Genomic DNA, 24,927 nt, shown 5'->3' on the forward strand with positions numbered 1-24,927 from the left:
TCCCCGTTCCCCATTCCCCGTTCCCTGTTCCCCGTTCCCTGTTCCCTCGTCATTACCAATAACGATTAACGATAGGAATGAAAGACTATGATCGATGAAGGTTACGTTAAGTATCAATGCCATTGGATTGAGACAAAACCACTCCCATCTAAAAAGATTGCAGAAATTAATCAATGGCGCGATAAGCTCTATCAATTGAACCTAATCGGCATGTATGAAAATGGGATTGGTTTTGGTAATCTCAGTATTCGTTATACCCCCTCTGGTGAGTTTATCATCTCTGGCACAAAAACAGGCAGTCTTTCCCGATTAACAGAACATCACTATACTATTGTCACCGATTTTGATTTAGACCAGAATTCTTTAACCTGCACAGGACCCATCCCAGCCTCATCGGAATCGTTAACTCATGCCACTCTCTATGCAGCAAATCCGACAATTAACGCAATTATTCACGTTCATAATCTCTCCCTGTGGCAGCAGTTAATCAACCAAGTCCCCACCACAGCCCAAGACTGTCCCTACGGCACCCCAGAAATGGCACGAGAAATTCTCCGATTATTTGACCAAGAGAATCTGATGGCAAAAAGAATTCTGGTAATGGCGGGACATGAAGAAGGAATCATTACTTTTGGCAAAACCTTAGACGAAGCGGGTAGTCTGCTTTTGCATTACTACAATAAGTAGTCGGACTACAATGGAAAATTCATCAGTTCAGTCTTAATTAATGATCAATAATTAATCAGCATACCCTCGAACACAGTGAAGGGTCAATTGTAGGGGCGGGTTTAGCCATAATTGTAGGGGCGGGTTTAGCCATAATTGTAGGGGCGGGTTTAGCCATAATTGTAGGGGCGGGTTTAGCCATAATTGTAGGGGCGGGTTTAGGGATTCAATTAGATAGTCACCGATAAATGAAAAACAAAACCCGCCCTCCCCACTATCCCATACAGCAGCTTTCTTTGGTGAGTGCGATCGCGCCCTATAGCTATCCTATTTCATATTCCCCAAAAGCTGGGTATATCGCCTTCACGAGGTATAGCGGATTCCTATAGGGAACCCACTCAAATCTTGCATTATTATTGACCAATGAAACGGAGAGTGGGCAAGATGTCCCACGGTTGAAATGCTTAAACATTCTGGGATTCAAACTATCAAAGCTGCTGTTCTTGGAAACAACGATGAACAGTCTATTCAAACTTCCGCTTAAACCATCCGTCCCATTGCCTAAAGTTCTCCTCGCTGCTTATATCCTAGGGGTTTCCCTAACCCTTTGGGCAATGCGATCGCACTATCTCATCCTGTTTATTACCCTGTTTTGCCTGATTCCTCTCAGTAGCGGTGCAATTCTGGGAAATCGTTTAGCCGCCCAAATCACTCTCTCTAACAACCCAAAGAATTACCGCCGCAAGATTAATCGCATGTTTCTCGCGATCGCGACAATTACAACGTTGATTATTCTCGGCGTACAGTTCAAGGTTTACCGCATTCTACCCTTAATTGTTCGCTTATATCTCGGTGCTTATCATAAGCCCATTATCCTGGCGTTGGGATGCTTAACCTTAGGGCTAGTTGTATCAATTGAGTTATCCGGACAACGTTCTCGCCAACGGTTGCGCCTGCTGATGGGAGTCGTTGTGGGAATGATGCTACCGTTGATGATTATTCTGTATTACACATTACCCATTACGGGGATGGTAAGTGAACCGTTAGTCATTGAAGGAGTTGTTCTGCAAACCACGTCTCATACCTGCGCCCCTGAGGTTGGACTGGCATAATAAATTAGAATATCTTAACAATCGACTTGCGAATAAACCGATTCAATTTCCAATTGATCGAGCATAATAAGTATCAGATCTAATTTGTTTTATTGGGAAATCCGGCAGCACGTTCCCATCGTCTTCTCCGTCTTTCAGGAACCTATCTCCACACAAACGTTATGAAAAATACACAAATACAACCGGGACAACAGGCAAAACTCTTCCACGTTCAAACCAACACCCCGCTGGAGTTACCGCCCAACCGTTCGGTGATTCATATTGGTAAGGCTGAGGGCAGCATACAACCGGAGATTGATGTGTCCACTTTTCCCAATTCCTACATTGTATCTCGAAACCATGCCACTATTTCCCTTGAGGGAGACCACTATTTTATCGAAGACGTTGGCAGTTCCAATGGTACATACTTAAATGGTATACGCCTCGCCCCCGCCAATCGACACCTTCTCAATCCGGGCGACAAAATAGAATTAGGGAAAGATAGCTTAGTCACATTTATCTTTGAAGACGCCAGCAATCTTGCTGCGATCCCTAATTCGGAAAATCTTAGCGAACAAGAAACCTTTGTTACCAAGTTAACGGGTACAGGGTTAATTCTAGCCGGATTAGCATTTCTTGGTTCCAGTCTTTGGTTCTCACACTTCGCTCTGCCTTTTGTTATTGTCGAGATTCTGGGAGTGCTAACTGTAAATTACGGTGGAAGCAAACGTCATTTAGGTTGGGTTTTGATTGCGGCTGGCGTGGCAATCGCGATAATGACCCATCAGCTTTTTGTGCTAACGAAGGTTGTCGGGTTAGTTGCTTTATCAATTTTAAGTTTATTCTGTGGTTATCAGTTTTTTGTCTTTGGCAAGATTAAAACATTGAATTTATTAGCGCTCAAGCGACTTGTCAAAACGTAAACATTGTCGTGTAACATACCTTCTCGCTACCCACACCCAATTTAAATGAATGACAGCTTAAAACAAGAGACTTGGAACACTATTCAAACTATTCCCCCATAAGGAGCAACTTTCTTTACTATTCCCTAGCTTTGATAGAGGAGAAGCTGAAGTGATTACTTTGGCATTAGAAAAAAGAATAAGTAGTCGGACAAAAGAAAACGGTACTGTATCAAATGCAAGTAAGTCACCCTCAAACCCTTACTGTTCCCTGTTCCCTGTTACACACCGAGCGTGTTACCGAGCGGAGTCGAGGTAAGCCGAGGTGTTCCCTGTTCCCTCATCTCAACCATTAACTTTAATCGTGTCCACCCACTTAGTACAGTAAACACACTCCCTTGATTAAGTTACTAGAAAAGAATTATTATCAATTAATGATTGTTATGAGTCGTCGCTAATGAAAAATCCACATCTAGGATCAAACATGAAACCATGGACTCGCCGCCAGATACTGAAGTGGGGATTAATCGGCGCTGGAGTGACGAGTACCGCGATCGCAGGACAAACCTGGATACGACGTTCCACCTCTAGAGTACGCATTCCTGAGCTTCCAGAGACAAAAACGGATCATTTTAACCCCTACCCCGGTGAGTATATGTTCCATCCTCACCAAGATGCGATCGCGGAAAATGGCTGTATGGGTATGTTTAAGGTGATTCCCTTGTGAGTGATCGTTGTTTTTATTTTATTGCTATAAAGTATCAATAGGTATAAGCTAAGAACGGTTCACTTAGACGCCGTTATCGCAAAAGTGTTTAACCCTGTCATCGGTTCGTTTTTTGTCGATCACGGATGCCGCGAATGGCAAAATCGCCGAGACGATTGAATATCAAGATGCGCTTAGTCTAAACTCCAGTTGTTAAAACCTATTTAGGATTGCTATAGTATCAGAGCTGTCTTAGATGCAGTAGAGTACACATCTCTTTTTTATGATTTATCTATTATGGCTGAAGGTTCACCTGAGCAGAGTGAAGAGATAGTTAAGCACCGTTTTACATTTAATCTGCAAAACAACCAGTGGGAATTGGTCTCAGATGAGATCATAGATGCTCCTGGATCTACACGAGGTTCTTCTGAAGAAGTTATAGCTCCCCTTCCGGTAGCTCCTGATGTGGCTCCATCTGATCCGTTAGCACCTCCAACATCTGACCAATCTAGTTTGCCTTCAGTACTGAACTCATCAGTTCAGGCTAGCAGCTCGAAGATGCTGGACTATAGCAGCTCTGGTGATGAATTCAACAACTCTCCCGTTTTACTAGCGCAAGCATCGTTAAATCGTCAAGCTATTATTCAGTACATTTACTACTACGCTTTGACTCCTAATAGGGATTACCGTAATTTTGAAAATGCAGGCATCCAAGGAGGAGACTGCACTAACATTTGTTTCTCAAGCTCTAAAAGCAGGAGGATGGCCTAGCGAACAGGGGTGGTATAGAAGTGATACAAACTGGTGGTACGACTTTTCCTTTGTTCAACCCGGTCAAAGCTGGACGTGGATTAATGCCAATTACTTTTTTAACTTTATTCATAATCGTCCAAGAGCTAGAACCATAGGAAGAGTAGCAGATCTAGTTCCTGGGGACGTGATAAGCGTCGATTTCGATCCTCAGGACAACAATGGTATGGATCATACAATGCTAGTCTCTAAGAAATCCAACGACGGCACTATTTATGTCGCTTACCATACTAACAATACGCTAGACAAAAGTTTCTACCAGTTTTATAATGCTGTTCCAAGTAACGCAAAATTTTACGCTTGGAGCTTGCTGTCTAGTTATAATTGAAGGTGTTATGTAGTAGAAAAAAGACTTTGATCAAAAACTCTGCGAATGCAATCCTATTTTTAGGATTCTCTCTCTGTGCTGTTTTGGGAGGATGTAATTTCGGCAGTGTTCGTGGTGCTGATACTCCTGAGCGAGTAGTTGAGCAATACATTCTGGGCTTAGAACAACAGAAAGAAAATGTAATACTTCAACTGATTCCAAAAGAATATGTAGCTGAACAAGCTGTAGAGGACAAGATTGCTCAGTTCGGGGGTCACGAAATAGAGGAATATAGCGTTGTCTACAACGAGGTGAAACCCGTTTTTTTGATAGCCAACATAAAAGGACGTTACGTCAGTAATGACCAAGGACTAGAAAATTTTGAAGATGAAGTAACAATTGTCTATCGAGGCGCAGGTACACTACTGTCAAAAAAAGCTAACTGGTATCTTTTACTAGGAGATGGTCAGGTTCCTAATCCTGATGTTTCTCCAGCGGAACCGCAAGATACTCTACCTAAATGACTATTAAGGCTTTCGCTACCCAAATCGGTGGCGATATTTGTGCAGAAAACCACGGTTTTGATCATTAGTTTTTTCTGCTTATTATCTATAGCAGTAGCCAGGAGCATTAGAACATCAGATGAATGATGTTTATTGTTTTGATGACGGCATATCCTGGAATTTTCCTATCCCTACCCTGGTGAGTATATTAGGACTTACGCAAAGCCTCTATGTGTAGGGTGGGGAGAGCGTAGCGTAACGCACCTTTACCACGATATGTGGTGTAGCTGCGTAAGTCCTGTATATGTTCCATCCTCACCAAGATGCGATCGCGGAAAATGGCTGTATGGGTAGGTTTAAGGTGATTCCCTCCTGATCGAACGTTATTTTTTTCTTGTTTATTGCAAAAGACTATCAATAGCTGTAGACTAAGAATCATTCACCCAGTTATTGCTAAAAATTCTTAACAATGTCATCGGTTCGTTTTTTATCCCTCACGGGTGCAGCAGCGACTCTGATTGCCCTGACTAGCTGTGGCAATCCGCAAACACCCAATCCCTCAACGCCAGAGGTTAATGGTTCGCCAGCGACGACTAGCCAAACCACAGCGCCGCCATCCACCGCCGCAGATCAGCAGCAGGATGTTGACTACATGACCGCTTTAGGCTTAATGAAAGGGCATCTATTGGTGGCAAAGGAACTCCTTGACCAAGGAAAACCTGACCAAGCCGAACCGCATATTGGTCACCCGATTGAAGAACTCTATGCTGACGTAGAAAATCAGTTACCCGAACGCAATGTCAAAGACTTCAAACCAACGCTGAATACATTGCATGATTTTGTTAAATCTAAACCAAATGCGCCGGAGATAACCACAGAATATAAAACAGCGATGCAAGAGATTGATCAGGCAATTGAGGCGTTACCCGTTTCTGAGCGTCAGTCTCCCGACTTTATCCTCAGTGTCATTAACCGAATGCTCAGTACCGCCGAGGAAGAGTACAATGCCGCGATCGCGAATGGCAAAATTGTGGAGACAATTGAATACCAAGATGCACGGGGATTTATCCTCTATGCCAACACCCTGTATCAAAGTATTGGGGATCAGGTGAGTCAAGACTATCCTGATCAGGGTCAAACCCTAGAATCAAGCCTGAATGAACTCCAAAACGCCTTACCCAGTGCGACTCCTCCAGCAACGCCAGTTATGACACCAGAGGAGGTATCAACCCTAACTCAAACCATTCAACAAACCAGTCAAACCATCTCCTCGTCCCCGTCTTAAGTAGAATGTCACGGACTCAAGGATGGTGGGCAAAGCCCACCCTACGGTCTATCCAGGGTTTGGATATAAATCTAACGATATTAAGTTAGGGGAAATAGCTCTCCAGCCCTGACATAAGACGTAGCTTGCTTCTCAAGGAAGCGAGTATGACAAATGACAAATGACAAATAACGAATGACGAATGACGAATGCGTGAAGTCTTAACGGCAAACTCACTCAAATTAGCCCTCAACCGCAAAAATTTGCGGATGACTCCTCAAAGAGAGATAATTCTGCAACTGTTTCAAGAACTCCCCCCAGGTGAGCATCTTAGTGTCGAAGAATTGCATGATTGGTTAGAGGAGCAAGGAAAAAATATCAGCCTGTCCACCGTCTACAGAACCGTTAAGTTAATGGTTCGCATCGGTGTGCTGCGAGAACTGGAACTAGCAGAAGGACATAAGCATTATGAGTTAAATTATTCGGGTTTAAAACACCATCATCATCTTGTCTGTCTCCAGTGTCACCAAACGATTGAGTTCAAAGATTCGTCAATTTTAAAGATTAGTCAACAACAAGCCAGGGATGAAAACGTTGAACTGCTTGACTGCCAGCTAACCCTTCATGCGGTCTGCTTGGAGGCGGTACGGCAAGGGTGGCCCCTTTTGTTGCCCAGAAACTGGTCATGTCCCCGGTACGGGGATTGACGGAATATAACTTCCTTTCGATAATGACAATCATTCTTTTGATGCAGTCAAGGGAAAATCAATTCCCAACTATTACGTTATAGGTGTGAGGACATGAAACAATCCAGTCTACTGTGGAACTATGGGATAGCTAGCCCGACAATTGTGGCGGCAATACTTGGCGTGGGAGTGAGTGCGATCGCAACAGAAGTGGATTCGCCTCAAACACCAGCCCCCCTAGCGATTCCAGCCAACCCAGACAACGAAACTTCTGATCCCATCAGCCAAATCGCCCAAATTCCTGATAGTAGCGGCGGTTCCAGCGATGAGATCTGGGAACAAATTAACCACTACAGCAACGAGACGAACGCTTTAGATCAAGTGACCAATGTCTCTCAGTTACGGGATGTATCGCCTGGAGACTGGGCGTATGAAGCCTTGCGATCGCTGGTTGAACGCTATGGTTGTATTGCGGGATATCCCGATGGCACCTACCGAGGAAACCGTGCGATGACTCGTTATGAATTTGCCGCTGGGTTAAATGCCTGTTTGCAGCAAATCGAACGCTTAATTGCGGGGACTGACGGTGTTGACGAAGGTGACTTAGAAACCCTGCAACGGTTAATCCAGGAATTTGAAGCCGAACTAGCCACCCTCGGAGCGCGGGTAGATAATTTAGAGGGACGAGTCGCCTTCTTAGAGGATAATCAGTTTTCCACAACCACCAAACTATCCGGTGAAGTCATCTTTGGTTTGGCGGGTGTGGCTGCGGGAGAGGATGCCAATGGAGATGATATCGATAATGTAACCATTTTTGGTCATCGCACCCGCCTGGAATTAAATACCAGTTTCACCGGGGAAGATGTACTCAGAACTCGACTACAAGCTGAAGGGTTAGCTTCTCTAACCGAACAGACAATTACAGCTGAAGGCGATCTTTTCTTTGCTGGTGCAACGGATAGTGATGTCGTCGTTGATGCGTTACTCTATGATTTCCCCGTGGGTGAAAATACCCGTGTTGTCCTTGATGCTAATGCGGGTGCATCCGATGACTTTGCCAGCACGGTTAATCCCTTCCTGGATGGTGACGGGGGGAGTGGGGCGTTGTCTCGCTTTGGCACAAGGCATTCTATCTATTATTATCTGGATGGTGCAGGTATCGGGATCAATCATGCATTCGGTGACAAGCTAGAACTCAGTGCCGGCTATTTAGCGAGTGAGGCGGCTGATCCCGGTGAGGATACTGGCATATTCAATGGTCCTTATGGGGCGCTTGCCCAGATTTTGTTTAAGCCCAGTGATAAACTGGATATTGGATTAACCTATATCCATGCCTACAATCGAGACACCGATACTGGCAGCCGACGCTCCAATTTTCGTAGTTTTACCGAAGACTTGATCGGTAATGCTGTCCCCACGTCTAGCAATTCTTATGGTGTAGAGCTATCATGGCGGTTAAGCGATCGCTTCGCCCTGGGCGGTTGGGTGGGCTATACCCAAACCACAACCCTATCAACGCTGAATGGACAAATTGATCGCGGTGACTTGGATATTTGGAATTGGGCGGTTAGCTTAGCCTTCCCAGATTTAGGCAAAGAGGGAAGTGTCGCTGGAATTTTGGTGGGGATGGAACCGAAAGTTACGGATTCTAGCGTTAATATTCCAGGATTCAGTACCGAGGATGATGATACGTCGCTGCACATTGAGGCATTTTATCAGTATCAGCTAACCGATAACATTGCCATTACACCGGGAATCATCTGGCTCACGGCACCTGATCACGATAGTGATAATGAGGACATTGTAATCGGGGCTATCCGCACCACCTTTAGCTTTTAACCTATATCTTGCACCATTCAAGGTTAAGCCAAATTGTATTGGTGTGACACCTAATACCAAATCCGGGGAACGCTACCCCCGTTAAAACCTAGTCCGCGCAGGCGGACTAGGTTTGTGTAGCAGCGATTTCAATCCCCTCCTCTTGCTGTGTCCGCCTTTATAAAGCCTATGTAAAAATAACCGCTTGACTCAATCGAGCTAAATTCATAAGTTTATCTTATGGAAAATGGCTGAAGCTGGAATCAATACTAAAATGCCTGCCTATTACTGAGAGGTATCTCAATAATCAGTAACATTTTATCTAGATTTTTTTAATAACTAACACATTATAACACTTGAACAAGAAAACTGCCATCATATACCTTTTTTTTCTTCATGAAAATTTCATGTAAATAAGTATTTCTATTGATTTAAAAATTTAAATTATTGATAAAGAGGAAGATATATTTCACCCATTTAATTTAAATAGATTTATTCTAGAGATAGATAAATCATGATTCCTTAGGCAGGTCGAAAAAATGAAACGTCTTGCTAAAACTGTTGCATCAGTTACCCTTCTGACAACAGCGACGATTACCTATTTACCCAATAGAGCAGAAGCAATCACATTTACAAATGGAGAAAACTATACTGGAACGAGCGCCCTAAAACAAGGCTCCCTGAGTAAGCTGATGTTTGATTTAGCGCCAATGGCTGTTAACGGAGGCAATTATTCTGGGCAGAATACATCATCTTTATTGCAGACCTACAATAATAACATAGTCATTGATGCTGTTGCCGCGAGTGACGTAAATTCTCTCTTGTCTGATTTACAAAGATTAGGATTGCAAAATGCTTCAACCTTTGGCTCCTTTGTGTCAGGGATGCTGCCGATTGATGCTCTGGCGTCTGTGGCGCAGTTAGAAAGCTTGAAATTTGCTAAACCAGCTTATAAACCGATAACCAATGTCGGCAAAACAACCAGTCAAGCTAATGTCGCCTTACGTGCAGATATAGCGCGTGAGCAGTTTGGTGTAGATGGAACCGGGGTGACGATTGGGGTATTATCGGATAGCTTTAATTTTTCTGGTACAGCCGCCGAGGATGTGGCGAGTGGAGATTTGCCATCGGGTATCAACGTGTTGAAAGATTTACCTAATGATGGGAGTTTAGGTGATATCTTTGGTATCGATGAAGGTCGTGCCATGATGCAACTGATCCATGATGTGGCTCCAGGTGCTGATTTGGCGTTTCACACGGCGGCGTTTAATGAAACCGATTTTGCCCAGGGGATTCTGGCACTTGCCGATGCAGGTGCGGATATTATTGTCGATGACATCTTTTACCCCACTGAGCCAATGTTCCAGGATGGAGTCATTGCTCAAGCGATTGATACTGTCGTTGATCAGGGTGTTTCCTATTTCTCGGCGGCGGGTAATGATGCTCGAGAGTCTTACGAAAGTGCGTTTAATGGCAGTAATCTGTTTGAACCGTTAGTCGGCGGTGAATTTCATGATTTTGATTCAGGTGCAGGCGTTGATGTTTTCCAAAGTTTGACAATTCCTGATAATAGCGGATTTGGCATCTCGTTCCAGTGGGATTCCCCGTTCTTTTCGGTGAGCGGTGGTGCGGGTTCTCTGAATGATCTGGATATTTTCCTGTTTGATCAGTCAGGAACGAATATATTGGCGAGTAGTGTTAATTCTAATGTGGGGAATGATGCGGTTGAATTTTTCTCGTTCTTCAATGATGGCTCATTAGGAACCGATACGTTTAACCTGGCGATATCAAAGGTAGAGGGTTTAGATCCTGGATTGATGAAGTATATTTTGTTTGGCGAGAGTACGCTGAACGAGTACGATACTGCCAGTGGAACGGTGTTCGGACATCCTAATGCTAGGGGAGCAGAAGCTGTTGGCGCGGCGTTTTATCAAGACACACCTGAATTTGGTGTTGATCCAGCTTTATTGGAGCCATTTTCCTCCGCAGGACCCACGCCGATTCTGTTTGATACGGCGGGTAATCGCTTGGCAAATCCGGAGATTCGCTTAAAGCCAGAGATTATTGCGGCTGATGGCACGAATACAACCTTTTTTCCACCTCCTTTCTTAGATCCTAGAGATCCCGAAGGTGATGGGTTTCCCAACTTCTTTGGTACGTCGGCGGCGGCTCCCCATGCGGCGGCTGTGGCGGCTTTAATGTTGGACGCTGCGCCGGATATGAGTCCAAGTGAAATTTATCGTATATTGGAAACGACTGCTCTGGATATGGAGAGTCCTGGTTTTGACTTTGACAGTGGTTTCGGGTTAATTCAAGCCGATCGCGCTGTAGCGGCTACTGTTCCGGAACCGGGTTCGGTGTTAGGGTTGCTGGTATTCAGTGCTGTGGGGATAGGTGTTCGACTATTCGGGAAGAAGCCTGATTGATACTCCCATCGCTGAAAGCGAGGTTTTCTCCGGATGGTGCAAGATGTGAAGTTAAAACGAATGGCATTGACTGGTATGCTGGTGGGCAATGCCCACCCTACGGTATATCAAGGGTTGCGACGATTTCACAATGCTTAAAACGGGTTGAATTAATCATGCGCCAACTGAAAATCCCTCTGATCATGTTTGTTTGTTGTCTACTCGTCAGTTGCGAGAACAACCCTCCAAACCCGACAGATACATCACCTGTGTCTTCTCCAGATGCACGCTCGGCGCAGCCATCATCCCCTGACACCTCACCTGGCGAAAGTCCTACTGTTGATCCTTCTAAATCAACTCAATCGGCTCAAACCCAACGGATATCTGCAAAGGGGATTGGAGTGGCGCAAGTGGGGATGACGCTGGGTGAACTGAAAGAATTGCTGGGAGATCAAGCTGAGTTTCAGGTGACGTCACCGTTTATGGTCGATTTTAAGGATACAGCGACGATTCGTTTTGTCGAAGTGTATTGTTCAAAGGATTGTCCCGTACAACCTTTGCCTAATTGACGGATAACCCTGAAAAATTTCCTGTTATAGCAGTTCGCTCTCGTGTAGTTACAGTACAAACGTTCTAAAAGCCTCCTGATAAAGGATACATCTCGCTTGGTGTAAATAGACCAGCGCGAAGCGCTATAGTTGCCCGGAATTGTTCCGGGCTTTTTACTTGGGGCATGGGTTGTGCGATCGCGCTTGTATCGTCCTCTCTATCAGGTTTTGAGCCAAGTCCAAAAAATTTTTTGCTCAAACCCTTGACGAGTTTGTAGTATTTTTGTAGTATATATTTAAGAGCGAAGGGAAAAGAGCCAAAAAGCTTGACTCCAGGCGCTCATACCGAACCTTGAAAACTGAATATGTAACACATTTTTTATCAATGTGGGGGCGTAGCTCAATGGCTAGAGCAAAGACCTGTCGAGTCTGAGGTTGCGAGTTCAAATCTCGTCGCTCCCGCTACTTGGCTCCATCGTCTAGTGGACAAGGATCTCTGATTTTCGCTCAGAAGACACGGGTTCAAATCCCGTTGGGGCTATGACATTGATGAACGAGGTCAAGTTACCAAGGGGTTGAAAGGAATACTGACAGCTCCTACCTTGACCTTGAAAAGAAGCGGATTATTTGAGGAAGGGGAGTATAGCTCAACTGGCAGAGCAGGCGGCTTTTAACCGTCTGGTTGCGGGTTCGATTCCTGCTGCTCCCACTCAATTTTTGGGAGTATAGCTCAGTGGGCAGAGCAGCACCCTCATAAGGTGCCAGTCGCAGGTTCGATCCCTGCTACTCCTACTGCTCCAGCGATTGGTAGAGACGTTCCGCCGGAACGTCTCTACAGAAGGGAAAATTATGTAGTATATCGAGCCAGACATACTACATAGACTCTGGGTCGGCTCGCCTATTAGGGTGGGCAACTACCTGTAAAGTAGCCGCTTTCATGCGTTGCAGGTGCGAATCCTGCCCGACCCATTGAATTTTGGTTTCAAAGTTCAAATCGAATGTAGGGATAGTGTAATGGCAACATCTCGGTCTCCAAAACCGATGATCTGAGTTCAAATCTCAGTCCCTGCGCCAATCAACCATTTCCGTTACATAAGACCTACTCAAAACTGATCAACCGTAGTCAAATAAGCGTCTTGATGCTTACTTCCTGCTTCACCCTGGCGGTGTCGGCACTCAACACCTCGACTTCGCTCGGTGTTGACCCTGAGCGAAGTCGAAGGGTCAACCAGTCCACAGGCTAACACCACCTAACTGGCGGCTTGCTCCAAATTAAAGGATGCATTCAAATCTCTGTCGCACTCAAAAGAGCAGTTGTCGCACCGGAAAACTCGCTCAGATAGGGACATTTCGTCTTTGACAGTGTGGCACTGGGAGCAGGTTTTGGTGGAGGGATACCACGGGTCTACTTCAACCAGAGTTGACCCGTACAACTGACACTTGTACTCTAACTGGCGCTTAAACTCGTAAAAGCCCATGTCGGCAACAGCTTTAGCCAGCTGATGGTTTGCCATCATGCCGGACACATTGAGATTCTCTATTCCTATTCGGCTGTGGTTTTGGGCTAAATAGGAAGTGAGTTTATGTAATGTGTCTTTGCGAATGTTAGCTATTTTCCGGTGCAAACGGGCTATTTTGACTTGAGCTTTTTTCCAGTTAGATGAACTGCGTTGTTTATGACGATTCAGCCATTGCATACGTGAGAGTTTTTTGGAGTACTTACGATAGCTTTTAGCACCTTCTATCACGATACCTGTGGACAGAACGGCGAGCGCTTTTATGCCTAAATCGACTCCCACTACGGGATAGGCTTTGGGGCGGTTTATTGGTTCATATTCCAGCTTAAAGCTGATAAACCATCGGTCAGCTGTCCTGGAAATGGTCACAGATTTGGGTTGAAAGCAGACAGGTAGCCGCTCGTATGTTCTCAGCCAACCAATGACCGGAACTCTAATTTTAAAATGGTCAAGTTTGATTGAACCATCTAGGGTAAAGCTATCGCCTCGCCCTTTTTTCTTGAACCGAGGTGGCTTACTTGTTTTCTTGAATGCCCGTTTCCAGGCTTCAGATAACTGTCTCAAAGCATACTGAGGGGCACATTTGCTCACCTCATAGTACCAAGGGTAGATAGGCTTGACCAGTGCTACCAGCCACTTGTGCAGGTCAATCCTTGTCGGAAACTTGATTTTATTGCTTGCATTATCTCGATTGTGGTCAAGTATCTGCTTAGTCAAACCTAGTCCCCAATTCCAAGCATGACGGGAAACACCAGCGTGTTTAGCTAATGCCGTTCGCTGTTTGTTGTTTAGTCTTAGCTCTGTCTTGAATCCTAGAAGCATTTGTTTCTAGCTTAAGCCATGATATATATGTTAACAGATACATTTAGGATTTACAATGCCTTTTCAAAAAGGACATAAGTTAGGAGCGAAAAAACAGTTAAAGAAACCTTTAGACAAGGAGGTAATTGCTTTTAGAGGATATAAGGGACAGAAGGAAAAACTGAAAGCCATCCCCGACTGGCAGGAGCGGTTCAGGGAGTTTGTTGATCAGCTTTACTCATCCCTACTCAAGGATGAACAGGAATGACTAGATTTGATTATAAATTAGGTTACAGCTTCCAGCCCCCGGTAGCTCAGTTGGGTAGAGCGCTTGCCTGAAAAGCAAGAAGTCGTCAGTTCAATACACGCTCCCGATGAAGCAAGAGTGGCTTGCTAGGCTCATATCCTGGATATCAGCAGGTGCAACTCCTGCCCCCGCCACCAAAATGCAGGTGTGGTGTAATGGCTAACATAGAAGCGTCGTATCCTTCTGATGCGAGTTCGACTCTCGCCACCTGCTCCAGACAGAGTACACTGCTACTCGCGACTCAGGCAAAGCTGGAACGTTCACCTTCCCAAATCTGAAGTTGTCGTTCAGCCGCAACGATACAATTGAGAAATTTGGGTGGATGTAAGAAGTTGTCATAAGCAACTGCCATCTGTCTAGCCGCTTCGTGATAGGGAATTCGCCCTATTCCTGTGCCTAACCCAGGACAGGCAATTTTATCAATTTTTCGGGTGGCATTTTGATTGTGTCGTCGAACGGCTAAAAGCATTGCCCACATTGCTATGTAGGGGATATCCGTGCCAGCAATAGACATGGGTACTCGCATGGTCGGTGTATGAGCCAAAAAAGGGTGTTTGGGATGACCTGTTTCCACGATGAATGATGTGCCAACAGGCTGTTCTCCCAGGAATTCTGCCAGGATGTGCTGCTGAACGTTTGTCATCAGGGAATGACCAAAAAACCGCACAATTTCTGCATCCATGCCCCCATCCATCATGCCAAATGAATTGGCAGGGCTGACTAAACAGTCAAATTCGGGCAACCACTGGAAATAGTCGTTGACGATTTCTACGTTAGGTAAATAGCTGAAATACTGTTGAAACGCTGCAAACAGTTGTGAACTGGGAGCTACAAGTATTAACTTCAAGTTGTGAACTGACCTCCGCTTAGAACGCTATTTTAGGGGCAAACTAAGGGGAGTGTCAACGGACTGGAGTGGTTATTGGCAGTTATGAAAATGGCGAGTCATGCAGATGTGGTGTCAATGGCAACACAAGGGTGTGGTAAATCCTTTATGTGGGTTCGATTCCCGCCGTCTGCTTTTGAATACAGGTGTTGAGTTAAGCCGTTTTGGTCGTGCTAATCTTGCTACCTGTTTATCCATGATTTTTATAGAAGAGGAGGTGTAGAAATGACTACGATGACGGTAACTGATGCTTTGGCAGAGTTGACACTGTTGGAAAAACGGATTGATTCGGCACGAGCGAATTTAGATAATAATACGTTAATTGCTGTTGTGGAAGTCGGCAAAGTGCCAACAGGCTACAAATCACGAGAAGACCATGCCTCTAAAGCACGGGCGGCTTTACAACGAGTTGATGCTTTAATTGACAGACGACGCACCATTAAACGAGCCGTTGTTTTGTCGAATGCCTCCACCATGGTTTCCGTCGCGGGTCAAGAAATGACGGTGGCTGAAGCTATCGAGATGAAGAATTTTATCTTGTACTATGAGGCAGTTTTTCACACGATGGTGTCGGCGTACACTCGCACTCAGAATGAGTACAAAGCCGCTCAAACGCGAGTGAAAGAGCGACTGGATAAGTTAGCCAAGGAGGTGTTGGGTAAAAATGCCGCGTCTGAAAAATATCAATCTCTGGCGGATAGCTTCTTAGAGCGAGAAGGTGTCGAATTGCTCGATCCCACTAACCTCGCAGAAGAGAGCGAGAGACGGCAAGTATTTGTTGAAGAGTTTAAATCAACGGTTGACCGGGTACTGTCAATTAGCAATGCCCGCACCATGCTTGAGATTCCCGACTAAGCTAGAAGTGCTGGTCACTCGAAAACCTCTAAATTTATGGATTTAGATGGATAGCTCAATGGCGTAGAGCACATGCTATTAGAAGCATGAGGTGTCGATTCGCAACCGACTCCATCTTCCACTACCTTTAAAGCTTAACGCTCAACGCTTAACGCTTAAACTTCAATCGTTAAAGGTTATACAATTAACTCTCAAACCATAAAGGTTAACGATCGATAAAATCCAGGGCGTTGGTTATAGGTTCCATAAAACCTTGAGGTTTCCACCTGGCTGAGTGGTCAGCACTCACTTAAGCCCTCAACTAAAGTTGGGGCTAAAAGCTTAAACCCGTTGAAACGGGTTCAAAGGCTTCCCCTGTAAGCTCGATTGGCTTCCCCCTTTTGAAGGGGGACGGGAGGGGGATCTAAAATTGTTAGTTTCTATTCCCATTCTCGCCACTGGTTCGCCCAGTTTTGAAAAATGCCCAAAATTTGCTCCCGTCGCTGTTCAAAGTTAGCAGCAATGCTAATAAAAATAATGCCAGCGATTAAGCCAATGACCCATTTGGAAAAGGGATACTGAAAACTCAAAACAACTAACTGGTAAAATACCGTTAGAACAAATGTTGCTGTACCAACCATTAAAAATGCCCGAATTCGCAGTCCTAATCCAGCAAATATGGCAACCAGGCTAATGATTCCGGGAATGAGTCCAGTCTCTTGATGGAAAAAGAACGCGGCTAAACAAATGATGCTACTACCCAGTAAGCGGAAGTAGTGACGAGTTTGTCGTTTTCGGGGACGTTTTAATTCTGGATCAATTTGGGCAATGTAGAGGCAAGATCCGCCAATTAGGGCAGCATACCACAAGGGTTCAGTGATTTGTTGATTAACTAAAACCCGCCAAATTGCCCAATCAACGAAAAATAGACTCAAATATGTCCAGCGTAAATTAGACTGGCGGTTGGCAACCCAGGCATAAAACCCGGCAACGGCTAGTAAATTGATTGAAGATAGGGTTTGATAGTTGAGGCAAACCGTTAGCAAAGGAGAGATGATGGCGTAATGTTGCCAAGGTTTATCATTCCATCCCCAGCGTCGCCAAGGCAGTTGAAAAAGCGCGATCGCGAATAAACAAGCCATTACCCCTCTCCAGGGGTCAAATATGCTCAACTGTGTCCAGGTTAAACGCGCATAAACACCTGTGGCGGCGACTTCGGTTAATCCGGCGTATATCCAGAGGTTAGATGATGGGGGTGATGAGGGAGATGAGGGAGATAACTGGCGTTTTTGTCTTGTACGCCCCTGTAATAAGGCATAAATAGCCAGTACCCAACTGATGGCAAGTCCGATGGTTCTCAGATTTGGTGTGGTTAACACCGACATTCCCACCGTTAACACCATCAGTAAACTGGCAATTGCCCAGTGAATATGGGCGGTGATTTTAATTTCAGTGATACTGAGGTTGAGAAGGGTGGATCGATCGCGCGATTGCCAAAACCATGCCAACACTCGATAAATAACCGCAATTGCCGCCGCGACACCCGCTAGAATAGTAAAGCCATCCGCTGGATTTCCTCCCTCGGCTTGCATCATCTGGTAAATTACCAGTTCATACCAAGCAATAGAAATACCTGCTAGGGAGAGATAGGTGATCCCTTTCCAGGGAAGACGGCGACGCCCTACACCTATCCCGGTTAATGCTGCACCGAGGGTGAGTAACCCGGTATAAGGGGTGAAATACGTCCAGCGCAAACTAATGCCAATTAGGGCATAGATTAAGGGTAAACCCTCCAGTGCATTTCTAGACGCGCCAGACGCGCCATGGCGCGTCTCTACAGGTTCCTCTGTGTCATCATCTAAACGGGCAAACCACCAATCGGTGAGGATTAGTATCACAAGTGCCAGGATAATGTTAGCGGTGGCTAAGGTTAGGGATGAACCATTTTGTAACAGAATCGTATATGCGATCGCTAATTCGATTGCCCAACTGATGCCATAGATACCAAACTCTGTAAATGATCGCCAACAGCGAAACCAAATCGCACCGCCAATTAAAATTGATGCGGCTAGGTAATGCCAACTGGATGGAATCAGTTCGACGTAACTCTGGGTACTGTGTAGCGTCAGGAATCCTAATTCTGTACCAGACAGGGCAATTGCCCATCCATCCGAGGCTTGGGCGTACAACGAAGCTAAATCGCCAGACTGGGGAATTAAGCTAGCCCGTAGCAGCCATAATCCCAAAATTGCGATCGCGCCCACCAAATACCAATCGGCGACAGATAAGGGAGGTAATCCGGGAATTCCTTGCCACAGCCATGCACTAAAAAAGCTGAGGGCAAAACCAATTGTAATTGTAGCGGCGACAGTTTGGCGTAAATAGCGACTATTCAGGAACATTAACACTGTGGCAACCCCTAAGCCAATCAGTTGAATCTGCGGTTGGAATAGGGTTAGCCATTGGGCAAGAAATAAAGCGATCGCACTCCACGAAGCAGCCTGAATGCGCCGCGATCGCTGACTAAGACTGGCAACTCCAGTTAAGGTTAATGGGGTGAGTAACCATAAAAGCCCCCAAGGATGCGTGGGAAAGGGAATCAAATACGTAATACTTTCCCCAGCCAGTAACACATAACTGATTCCAGCGAGGACAAAACCAATGTGCCAACAACTGTGATACCAAGTCTGCTGGGGGACAGGAGATGGAGGATTTGCTTCTACCGTTTGCCCTTCCTGCTTTATACTCAGACTCCATTCTGCCACCATTAACGCCAACAATAAACTTGCCCAAAGCGGTTCGCTGAGAGTCGGAAACCATCCATCAATAAACGAACAGAGGGTTAATAATCCGGCGATATGGGTGAGATAAACCAGAGGAATTCGCAGCGGAGGGCGGCGATGAGTAACAATAGCAAGAGTGACAGTGGAGAATAATAGGTTGAGCGATCGCGCCGTCGGATTCAGGGTACTGATTACCGTTAACATTACACCCAATCCGAATGTGAGTCCTTCCCCAAACCGGGCTAATCTAGGGTTCGACTTCCGATATAGCCAATCGGTCAAACCTACCCACAGAATAATGTAGGGAAATAGGGCGACACCCCACCAGGCTTCCACGTCTGAACCCACCTGTTGAGAGAGGAAACTGACTACCTCCTCTTGTACCGCCAACGGGATTAATCGCCATAGTAAAAACAGCGTTTGCAAGCCAATCAAAAAAATGGCAGCTAAATCCAGACGCCGCCGAGAATACTGTAAGCGCTGGGCGAAAAAACCAATCGCCAACCCACTAACCACCGTGGCTTGCCAAGGAATTTCTTCTCCTACCGAAACCAACCAACCCATCAACAGTAATCCACCGCCAATTCCATCCCAGACTTTTGTACTAAAGGAGGAAACAGACTCTCGTGAGACGGCTGGAGGTTTTCCCTGTCGTGCCAACAACCAACCACAAATTCCCATTGCCAAAGCGAGTTGGGTAATTGGCACATTCATCACGAAAATTGCCCGTCCTAATAACACCGTGAGGGCATAAATCACCACTAAACTACCCGTGGGTGCATTATTCGGCAAAGATGGGGATGCGCGAGGGGTTGAAGCGGCGGCGGGGAGGAAAATCGCGGTTCCGATCACACCTAAATAAACAGCGACTAATGGAACCTGTGACCAATTCCAACCCCAGTGTAGATAACTCAACCATAAAACTAGAGAAGCAGGAGAGGTAAGCCGGAATGAGTTAGTTTGGATAGACGGATTGATAACCGTAATTCCCGTTAAACTTAACGCCGCCCCCCCCACAACAATCCATTCCCAGGGATGACGCCATAACCCAAAACCATCCATTGCCCAAAAGTTAACCGGGACTAAAAGCAGGGCAATCAATTGTAAGGTTTGAGAGGTTAACTTTAAATTAGAACGCTTTCCCGCCCACAGGCTAATACTCCAAAAGATAACGGTATATGTCCATAACACACCATACTGTCCCGCTGGTGGAAAATTCTGCCATTGAGTCGCCGCGAGGACACCGGAAGAGACAACAACCAAAAAGACACCCAGAAACAGCAGCCAGCGTACACTCAGTTCCTCTTGCCATGACTGCCATATCCGGGATAAGGGTGAGACAGTAGGAACGGGTTCCTTGACCTTGGGTTCCACCTTTCGGGATGGGGGGCGAGATGGCAGGGGCGCAATCTCTGGTTCAGGAAGGCGACAAGATAGATAGATTCGACCGAGTTGCTTCACTTGGGCATCACTGATTAAACCCAAGCGCAACCAGGTTTCTAGACCTTCGAGTAAGTTGGGATTGGAGGCAGAAACAGTGAGTTCAATTCTCACAGAATGTTGCGAGGACATAGTTTTCGGGGGTTCGTTCGTAGTCGGCACTTTAGTGCCAGAAGAAGCGCTGAAGCGCTTACTACAAACAGATTAATTAATCCTAGCATTAGATTTTTTGAACAGTGGGGAGGGCGGGTTTTGTTTTTCCGTTAGTGGTGACTAGCTGAATTTCATTTATCGGTGGGGAGGGCGGGTTTTGTTGTTTCGTTATTGGTGGTGAGGGCGGGTTTTGTTGTTCCGTTATTGGTGGGGAAGGGCGGGTTTTGTTGTTCCGTTATCGGTGGGGAAGGGCGGGTTTTGTTGTTCCGTTATCGGTGGATATCTAAATTTAGTCCCTAAACCCGCCCCTACAGATTCCCTAAACCCGCCCCTACAATTGTCCCTAAACCCGCCCCTACAGATTCCCTAAACCCGCCCCTACAATTGTCCCTAAACCCGCCCCTACAGATTCCCTAAACCTGCCTCGACAATTGACGTATAAGGTATAAAATATTACTTATGAACCGGATTGCGATCGCGCAAGATACACTCAAGATTCTCGATGCTGGCTATTACGACTCTCCGACGGGTCAACGGGTTGATATTAATCAAGATTTAAACGCTTGTCTAGCTCAGACAAAATACTATGACCCAGACAGTCTCTCTACTCTCGAACAAAATGTTCTCTCCAGCACTCCCAAATTCTCTACAACTGAATTTGAAGTCAGGAATGAAACAACGTTAATCGGAGCAGAACGCATGGCACAATCTCAACAGTTTCACAAGATTGGCGTCCTTAACTTTGCTTCAGCTAAAAACCCTGGCGGTGGATTTATCAACGGCGCTCAAGCCCAAGAAGAAAGTCTAGCTAGAAGTTCTGCCCTTTATAAAAGCTTGTTAAAATGTCCAGAATACTATGAGTATCATCGTTCCCATAAGTCACTTCTCTACTCAGATCGGATCATTTATTCCCCAGGTTGTCCAATTTTTCGTAAAGATGATGGCACATTACTAGAGCCACCTTATTGTGTCGATTTTATTACGAGTCCTGCTCCCAATGCGGGTGCAATTTGGCGCAATCAACCGAAAAATGGGGCAAGAATACGCGATGCTTTATATAGTCGCGGTGCTAAAGTCTTGAGTTTATCAGTTGAACAGGGATGTGATGCACTCGTTTTAGGCGCTTGGGGATGTGGCGTTTTTCAGAATGAACCCTCAATGGTTGCCCAAATGTTTGCTGATTTTTTATTACCCAATTGTCAATTTTGGGGACAATTAAAAATGGTGTTGTTTTCTGTCCTTGATTCAACCAAACAAAAAAGAATAATCACCGAATTCCACAATCGATTTTCAGACAAATGACAAATGACAAATGACAAATGACAAATGACAAATGACAGAGGACGAAATATAAGCCCCCATAGCTCAAGGGATAGAGCAGCAGCCTTCTAAGCTGAGAGTTCCAGGTTCAAATCCTGGTGGGGGCGTTGAATACCGTTCAAAAAGGAGGTTATTTTCTTTGACTAAACAAACCGTGCGATCGCGCCTTGCGTGCCCTGACATCTAAGAGCTTACATACTTAGTACGAGAGGAAGAGTAACGCTGTTCTATTAACAGTGGGCGTTTGAGAACGAGGAGTGCGAATAACCCGATAGGTTGGCTTAGAGGTAGCCATCCTTTAAAGAGTGTGTAATAACTCATCGGCGGAGTTCCTCTAGTAACTGAGAAGGCGCATCACAACGCTCTGGTAACTTGCACGCGAGGGCGATCGCACAATTACAGGCTCTTAGACTCAATGGCACGCTCAATAAGCATTTTTGGAGCGACGAAACTTTGATATATCGTAGGGTGGGCATTGCCCACCAGCATACCAGTCAGTGCCATTCATCTTAGACTAAAATAGTACAAAAATACCAATTACCAGTATGCCAGTCTATTTTTATAGCACCCGTGAAAAACCCTACGGTTGCTTTTCCAACTTTTCTCGCCATGGTTTCGAGTTAGATGGTTGTTGGTGGGCAACGAGTGAACATTACTTCCAGGCACAGAAATTTGTCGAGACAGATCGTCCTTGGTTCGACAAAATATGCGAGGTGAAAACGCCTAAAGACGCTGCCAAAATGGGTAGAAGTCGGCAACACCCTATCCGGAGCGATTGGGAACAAGTCAAGGATGAAATTATGAAGCAGGGAGTTTTGCAGAAGTTTGAAACTCATGCTGATATCCGCGAAATACTTTTGGCGACAGGGGATGAGTTGATTGTAGAGAATTCCCCCATCGATTACTACTGGGGATGCGGTAAAGATGGCAGTGGTAAAAATCGATTGGGAGAGATTTTAATGGCAGTGCGAGAGATATTGTGTCAACCCCTTACAAAGGACGAATGACAAATGACGAATGACGTAGCTTGCTTCTCGCTCTCGCGAGTTCTCCACCGTTAGCTTTGATTGTGTCCACCCACTTAGGGTCTGTAGTTCCAATGGGAGAACGCCTGTTTTGCACACAGGAGGTTGCGGGTTCAACCCCCGCCAGATCCATGATGGTGTCTGAAGCCAAAGCGGTCGCGGCGCTTGTTTGTGGAACAAGTCAATAGCGGGTTCAAGTCCCGTCAGACACCCTTAACTGGAAGATGCTGCTGAATGGACGGCAAGCGGTCTTGAAAACCGTGGTACGGCAGCGATGTCGTAGGGGTTCGATTCCTCCATCTTCCTCTATCCACCGGAAGCCGAAAAGTGAGGCGCTGTGCTGATAACGCAGAGGTAGAAGGGGCAGTACCTTCCCGGTGGATTCATCCCTCTGCCAGTGGATTCTGGCACTGATACTACGAATATCGGATGCGGTGGTTCGATTCCATCCAGAGGGGTTTAATCAGGGAATGTAGCTCAATTGGCAGAGCAGGTGACTCTTAATCACTGGGTTGCAGGTTCGATTCCTGTCATTCCCATTTGTCCAGGTGTGGCGTAGTTTAACTAGCTAATTGTATAACGGAGTGACCGATATTTCCTGTTTGGCAAACGTGAGCCAGGGGACGCCAGGGATACACTCATCGAGAGCCACGGACGCGATCGCAATTTTCCACCTTTCCTCAGAAAGACAATTCGTAGAACTACCTCTGTAAATGGTAAACTTAATTAGTATAGAGATAGGTATAAATTACTGCCGCAGTGTACTCACGCATTTCTCCTTAGATTAAGATGGCTAATCTTCCGCATCCAATCCAGTATCAGGGAAGTAAAAGGAATCTTGCCTCAGACATTCTCAGATTCCTGCCTAATAAAATAGGAAGGTTAGTAGAGCCATTTTCAGGAACTGCCGCGATTAGTATCGCTGCTGCTGCACGGCAGGTTAGTCAAAAGTTTTGGATTAATGATTTTAATCTGCCTTTAATTAAGTTACTAGAGTTAATTATTGAACAGCCCGATAAAACAGCATATTTATATACAAAAATATGGAATGAGCAACATGGAAACTCGGTAGAACACTATTATAAGATTAGAGATGAATTTAATAAAACAAATGACCCTTTCTTGTTCCTCTATCTGCTCTCCCGGTGTGTAAAGGGTTCTGTCCGATACAATAGCGATGGTTTATTTAATCAAAGCCCAGATAAGCGTAGGAAAGGTACCCGCCCTGAAAAAATGCGACAGAATATTGAAGGAGTTTCTCATTTGCTAAAAAATAAATGTTTATTTACGGCTCTCGATTATAAAGATGTTTTAGCCAAGGTTGACAATACTGATTTTGTCTACATGGACCCTCCCTACCAAGGAGTATGTGGGAATAGAGACTCTAGATACTGCTCTGGGATTAGTTTTGATGAATTTGTTTCAGCTATAGAAGTATTAAACAGAAAAGCAATAAAATTTGCAATTAGTTACGATGGTAAACGGGGCAATAAAATATTTGGTAAGAAACTACCGGAATATCTGGGTCTTAAGAAAATTCAAATCGAGGTAGGACGTTCATCACAGGCAACACTTTTAGGTAAACAGGAAATAACAGTAGAGTCATTATATTTGTCACCAACTTTACTCAGGGATTGCTCACCAGAAATAGAAAATTACATTCTTGGATTTCCTAAGCAATTGACGCTTCTATAGCAACATGGATAATTCTCAACAGTTACCTGACGATTTTATAAAAATTTGTCAGTCAGTAACAGCCAAAAGACCTAGATCGGTTATTGATCACATTATGCAGTATGGCTTTGTAACAACTGAAGAACTCAAAGAAACTTATGGTTATAATCATCCTCCTAGAGCAGCTAGAGATGTCCGAGAGCTAGGAATACCATTAAAAACTTTTCGGGTTACAGGAAGTGATGGTAGAAAAATAGCAGCTTATAAGTTTGGAGATATTAGTAATGTTAGATTTTCTAGGATTTCGGGTAGAACCGGGTTATCGAGACGGATCAAAGAGGAGTTAATCAAAAAGTATGGATGTAAGTGTTTTATTTACCTAGAAGAATTAGATAAGCGTGAACTGCAAATCGATCATCGCGTTCCTTTCAAGAGTGTGAACTCATCGGCGGAGTCTTTAAATGAATATTCATTGGGATTA

The 24,927-nt window shown here is 45.2% G+C and carries 19 protein-coding genes, 13 tRNA genes and 2 pseudogenes; 31 read left to right on the forward strand and 3 right to left on the reverse strand.

Features of this window, described 5'->3' with window-relative positions:
• Positions 1 to 87: 87 nt before the first annotated feature.
• From RIB93_RS09730 to RIB93_RS09815, 18 genes and pseudogenes are all read left to right on the forward strand, one after another.
• Positions 88 to 687, forward strand: a complete 600-nt coding sequence (locus RIB93_RS09730) for a class II aldolase/adducin family protein (protein WP_446372602.1) — start codon at positions 88 to 90, stop codon at positions 685 to 687.
• Positions 688 to 1,181: 494 nt separating this feature from the next.
• Positions 1,182 to 1,778 (forward strand): hypothetical protein, encoded by a 597-nt coding sequence (locus tag RIB93_RS09735; RefSeq protein WP_446372603.1) that lies wholly within the window; start codon positions 1,182 to 1,184, stop codon positions 1,776 to 1,778.
• 161 nt (positions 1,779 to 1,939) lie between these two features.
• Positions 1,940 to 2,680 (forward strand): FHA domain-containing protein, encoded by a 741-nt coding sequence (locus RIB93_RS09740; protein WP_446372604.1) that lies wholly within the window; start codon positions 1,940 to 1,942, stop codon positions 2,678 to 2,680.
• 619 nt (positions 2,681 to 3,299) lie between these two features.
• A pseudogene (locus RIB93_RS09745) lies at positions 3,300 to 3,386 on the forward strand (multicopper oxidase domain-containing protein); the annotation flags it as partial.
• A gap of 276 nt (positions 3,387 to 3,662) precedes the next feature.
• Positions 3,663 to 4,136, forward strand: coding sequence for a hypothetical protein (locus tag RIB93_RS09750; RefSeq protein WP_446372634.1), 474 nt, complete (start codon positions 3,663 to 3,665; stop codon positions 4,134 to 4,136).
• The gene (locus tag RIB93_RS09755; RefSeq protein WP_446372605.1) at positions 4,066 to 4,503 is read left to right on the forward strand and encodes an amidase domain-containing protein; all 438 of its coding nucleotides are present in this window, start codon (positions 4,066 to 4,068) and stop codon (positions 4,501 to 4,503) included. Before RIB93_RS09750 ends, RIB93_RS09755 begins: the two co-directional genes overlap by 71 nt.
• 26 nt (positions 4,504 to 4,529) lie before the next feature.
• The gene (locus RIB93_RS09760) at positions 4,530 to 5,006 is read left to right on the forward strand and encodes a hypothetical protein (protein WP_446372606.1); all 477 of its coding nucleotides are present in this window, start codon (positions 4,530 to 4,532) and stop codon (positions 5,004 to 5,006) included.
• A gap of 448 nt (positions 5,007 to 5,454) precedes the next feature.
• The gene (locus RIB93_RS09765; RefSeq protein ID WP_446372607.1) at positions 5,455 to 6,270 is read left to right on the forward strand and encodes a hypothetical protein; all 816 of its coding nucleotides are present in this window, start codon (positions 5,455 to 5,457) and stop codon (positions 6,268 to 6,270) included.
• 188 nt (positions 6,271 to 6,458) lie between these two features.
• Positions 6,459 to 6,956, forward strand: coding sequence for a transcriptional repressor (locus RIB93_RS09770; protein WP_446372608.1), 498 nt, complete (start codon positions 6,459 to 6,461; stop codon positions 6,954 to 6,956).
• Positions 6,957 to 7,049: 93 nt separating this feature from the next.
• Entirely contained in the window at positions 7,050 to 8,774 is a 1,725-nt protein-coding gene (locus tag RIB93_RS09775; protein ID WP_446372609.1) for an iron uptake porin, read from the forward strand.
• 518 nt (positions 8,775 to 9,292) lie between these two features.
• Positions 9,293 to 11,179 (forward strand): S8 family peptidase, encoded by a 1,887-nt coding sequence (locus tag RIB93_RS09780; protein ID WP_446372610.1) that lies wholly within the window; start codon positions 9,293 to 9,295, stop codon positions 11,177 to 11,179.
• Positions 11,176 to 11,727, forward strand: coding sequence for a hypothetical protein (locus RIB93_RS09785; protein WP_446372611.1), 552 nt, complete (start codon positions 11,176 to 11,178; stop codon positions 11,725 to 11,727). Before RIB93_RS09780 ends, RIB93_RS09785 begins: the two co-directional genes overlap by 4 nt.
• 368 nt (positions 11,728 to 12,095) lie before the next feature.
• Positions 12,096 to 12,168, forward strand: a tRNA-Asp gene (locus tag RIB93_RS09790).
• A 6-nt stretch (positions 12,169 to 12,174) separates the two neighbouring features.
• Positions 12,175 to 12,247 (forward strand) — tRNA-Glu (locus RIB93_RS09795).
• A 95-nt stretch (positions 12,248 to 12,342) separates the two neighbouring features.
• Positions 12,343 to 12,415, forward strand: a tRNA-Lys gene (locus RIB93_RS09800).
• A gap of 10 nt (positions 12,416 to 12,425) precedes the next feature.
• Positions 12,426 to 12,498, forward strand: a tRNA-Met gene (locus RIB93_RS09805).
• 94 nt (positions 12,499 to 12,592) lie between these two features.
• Positions 12,593 to 12,675 (forward strand) — tRNA-Tyr (locus RIB93_RS09810).
• A gap of 31 nt (positions 12,676 to 12,706) precedes the next feature.
• Positions 12,707 to 12,780 (forward strand) — tRNA-Trp (locus tag RIB93_RS09815).
• Between the two features lie 176 nt (positions 12,781 to 12,956).
• On the opposite strand, the gene RIB93_RS09820 is transcribed toward RIB93_RS09815, so the two are convergent.
• Positions 12,957 to 14,045, reverse strand: a complete 1,089-nt coding sequence (locus tag RIB93_RS09820) for an RNA-guided endonuclease InsQ/TnpB family protein (protein WP_446372612.1) — start codon at positions 14,043 to 14,045, stop codon at positions 12,957 to 12,959.
• 55 nt (positions 14,046 to 14,100) lie between these two features.
• Between RIB93_RS09820 and RIB93_RS09825 the strand changes: the two genes are divergently transcribed.
• Together RIB93_RS09825 and RIB93_RS09830 are read left to right on the forward strand one after the other, a co-directional pair.
• On the forward strand, positions 14,101 to 14,292 hold the full coding sequence (locus tag RIB93_RS09825) for a hypothetical protein (protein ID WP_446372613.1): 192 nt from the start codon (positions 14,101 to 14,103) through the stop codon (positions 14,290 to 14,292).
• A 180-nt stretch (positions 14,293 to 14,472) separates the two neighbouring features.
• Positions 14,473 to 14,547 (forward strand) — tRNA-Thr (locus tag RIB93_RS09830).
• Positions 14,548 to 14,572: 25 nt separating this feature from the next.
• On the opposite strand, the gene RIB93_RS09835 is transcribed toward RIB93_RS09830, so the two are convergent.
• Positions 14,573 to 15,178 (reverse strand): macro domain-containing protein, encoded by a 606-nt coding sequence (locus RIB93_RS09835; RefSeq protein WP_446372614.1) that lies wholly within the window; start codon positions 15,176 to 15,178, stop codon positions 14,573 to 14,575.
• A gap of 102 nt (positions 15,179 to 15,280) precedes the next feature.
• On the opposite strand from RIB93_RS09835, the gene RIB93_RS09840 reads away from it, so the two are divergent.
• Positions 15,281 to 15,352: transfer RNA gene (locus RIB93_RS09840), tRNA-Thr, on the forward strand.
• Positions 15,353 to 15,442: 90 nt separating this feature from the next.
• Positions 15,443 to 16,072: a hypothetical protein gene (locus RIB93_RS09845; protein ID WP_446372615.1), complete on the forward strand. Its 630-nt coding sequence runs from the start codon at positions 15,443 to 15,445 to the stop codon at positions 16,070 to 16,072.
• Between the two features lie 419 nt (positions 16,073 to 16,491).
• On the opposite strand, the gene RIB93_RS09850 is transcribed toward RIB93_RS09845, so the two are convergent.
• Complete coding sequence (locus tag RIB93_RS09850; RefSeq protein WP_446372616.1) at positions 16,492 to 20,406, reverse strand: DUF2157 domain-containing protein; 3,915 nt, start codon at positions 20,404 to 20,406, stop codon at positions 16,492 to 16,494.
• A 480-nt stretch (positions 20,407 to 20,886) separates the two neighbouring features.
• Between RIB93_RS09850 and RIB93_RS09855 the strand changes: the two genes are divergently transcribed.
• The 9 genes and pseudogenes from RIB93_RS09855 to RIB93_RS09895 form a co-directional block, all read left to right on the forward strand.
• A complete protein-coding gene (locus RIB93_RS09855) occupies positions 20,887 to 21,729 on the forward strand; it encodes a TIGR02452 family protein (protein WP_446372617.1) in 843 nt (280 codons plus the stop codon).
• 52 nt (positions 21,730 to 21,781) lie between these two features.
• A tRNA-Arg gene (locus RIB93_RS09860) sits at positions 21,782 to 21,854 on the forward strand.
• A gap of 438 nt (positions 21,855 to 22,292) precedes the next feature.
• A complete protein-coding gene (locus RIB93_RS09865; RefSeq protein ID WP_446372618.1) occupies positions 22,293 to 22,754 on the forward strand; it encodes an NADAR family protein in 462 nt (153 codons plus the stop codon).
• 77 nt (positions 22,755 to 22,831) lie between these two features.
• Positions 22,832 to 22,904, forward strand: a tRNA-Ala gene (locus RIB93_RS09870).
• A 5-nt stretch (positions 22,905 to 22,909) separates the two neighbouring features.
• Positions 22,910 to 22,984 (forward strand) — tRNA-His (locus tag RIB93_RS09875).
• Positions 22,985 to 22,991: 7 nt separating this feature from the next.
• Positions 22,992 to 23,078, forward strand: a tRNA-Ser gene (locus tag RIB93_RS09880).
• Positions 23,079 to 23,238: 160 nt separating this feature from the next.
• Positions 23,239 to 23,311 (forward strand) — tRNA-Lys (locus tag RIB93_RS09885).
• 250 nt (positions 23,312 to 23,561) lie between these two features.
• Positions 23,562 to 24,467 carry a Dam family site-specific DNA-(adenine-N6)-methyltransferase gene (locus tag RIB93_RS09890; protein WP_446372619.1) on the forward strand — a complete coding sequence of 302 codons (906 nt, stop codon included), beginning with the start codon at positions 23,562 to 23,564 and terminating at the stop codon, positions 24,465 to 24,467.
• Between the two features lie 4 nt (positions 24,468 to 24,471).
• Positions 24,472 to 24,879: pseudogene (locus RIB93_RS09895) on the forward strand (HNH endonuclease); the annotation flags it as partial.
• Between the last annotated feature and the right edge of the window lie 48 nt (positions 24,880 to 24,927).

It is taken from the genome of Coleofasciculus sp. D1-CHI-01 (assembly GCF_040218875.1).
Lineage (GTDB): Bacteria > Cyanobacteriota > Cyanobacteriia > Cyanobacteriales > Coleofasciculaceae > Coleofasciculus.

Bases quoted from the DNA above. Each gene is read 5' to 3' on its own strand.
- RIB93_RS09730 (WP_446372602.1), top strand. From the start codon at position 88: ATGATCGATGAAGGTTACGTTAAGTATCAATGCCATTGGATTGAGACA.
- RIB93_RS09735 (WP_446372603.1), top strand. From the start codon at position 1,182: ATGAACAGTCTATTCAAACTTCCGCTTAAACCATCCGTCCCATTGCCT.
- RIB93_RS09740 (WP_446372604.1), top strand. From the start codon at position 1,940: ATGAAAAATACACAAATACAACCGGGACAACAGGCAAAACTCTTCCAC.
- RIB93_RS09750 (WP_446372634.1), top strand. From the start codon at position 3,663: ATGGCTGAAGGTTCACCTGAGCAGAGTGAAGAGATAGTTAAGCACCGT.
- RIB93_RS09755 (WP_446372605.1), top strand. From the start codon at position 4,066: ATGCAGGCATCCAAGGAGGAGACTGCACTAACATTTGTTTCTCAAGCT.
- RIB93_RS09765 (WP_446372607.1), top strand. From the start codon at position 5,455: ATGTCATCGGTTCGTTTTTTATCCCTCACGGGTGCAGCAGCGACTCTG.
- RIB93_RS09770 (WP_446372608.1), top strand. From the start codon at position 6,459: ATGCGTGAAGTCTTAACGGCAAACTCACTCAAATTAGCCCTCAACCGC.
- RIB93_RS09775 (WP_446372609.1), top strand. From the start codon at position 7,050: ATGAAACAATCCAGTCTACTGTGGAACTATGGGATAGCTAGCCCGACA.
- RIB93_RS09780 (WP_446372610.1), top strand. From the start codon at position 9,293: ATGAAACGTCTTGCTAAAACTGTTGCATCAGTTACCCTTCTGACAACA.
- RIB93_RS09820 (WP_446372612.1), bottom strand. From the start codon at position 14,045: ATGCTTCTAGGATTCAAGACAGAGCTAAGACTAAACAACAAACAGCGA.
- RIB93_RS09825 (WP_446372613.1), top strand. From the start codon at position 14,101: ATGCCTTTTCAAAAAGGACATAAGTTAGGAGCGAAAAAACAGTTAAAG.
- RIB93_RS09845 (WP_446372615.1), top strand. From the start codon at position 15,443: ATGACTACGATGACGGTAACTGATGCTTTGGCAGAGTTGACACTGTTG.
- RIB93_RS09850 (WP_446372616.1), bottom strand. From the start codon at position 20,406: ATGTCCTCGCAACATTCTGTGAGAATTGAACTCACTGTTTCTGCCTCC.
- RIB93_RS09855 (WP_446372617.1), top strand. From the start codon at position 20,887: ATGAACCGGATTGCGATCGCGCAAGATACACTCAAGATTCTCGATGCT.
- RIB93_RS09865 (WP_446372618.1), top strand. From the start codon at position 22,293: ATGCCAGTCTATTTTTATAGCACCCGTGAAAAACCCTACGGTTGCTTT.
- RIB93_RS09890 (WP_446372619.1), top strand. From the start codon at position 23,562: ATGGCTAATCTTCCGCATCCAATCCAGTATCAGGGAAGTAAAAGGAAT.